General features: G+C 62.8%; 1 pseudogene. It reads left to right on the top strand.

The features are described from left to right. A pseudogene (locus tag BK665_RS33990) lies at window positions 1–258 on the top strand (xanthine dehydrogenase family protein molybdopterin-binding subunit); the annotation flags it as partial.

Raw genomic sequence — 258 nt, forward strand, 5'->3', positions numbered from 1 at the left:
CATCGTCCAGTCGGCGAGCTGGACGCTCTACGAAAAAGTCGCCTACGACGCCGGCGGTATTCGCAGCTACGACTGGAGCGGTTATCCGATCCTGCGTTTTACGCAATTGCCGAAAAAAGTCGATGTGCACCTGCTCGATCAACCGGGCGAACCCTTCCTCGGTGCCGCCGAAATCGTCCAAGGGCCAATGGCTGCCGCCCTCGGCAACGCGGTCAGCAATGCCACGGGCCGGCGCTGGCTGAACCTGCCGCTGACCCG

The organism is Pseudomonas frederiksbergensis (genome assembly GCF_003732665.1).
Classification (GTDB): Bacteria; Pseudomonadota; Gammaproteobacteria; order Pseudomonadales; family Pseudomonadaceae; genus Aquipseudomonas; species Aquipseudomonas frederiksbergensis_G.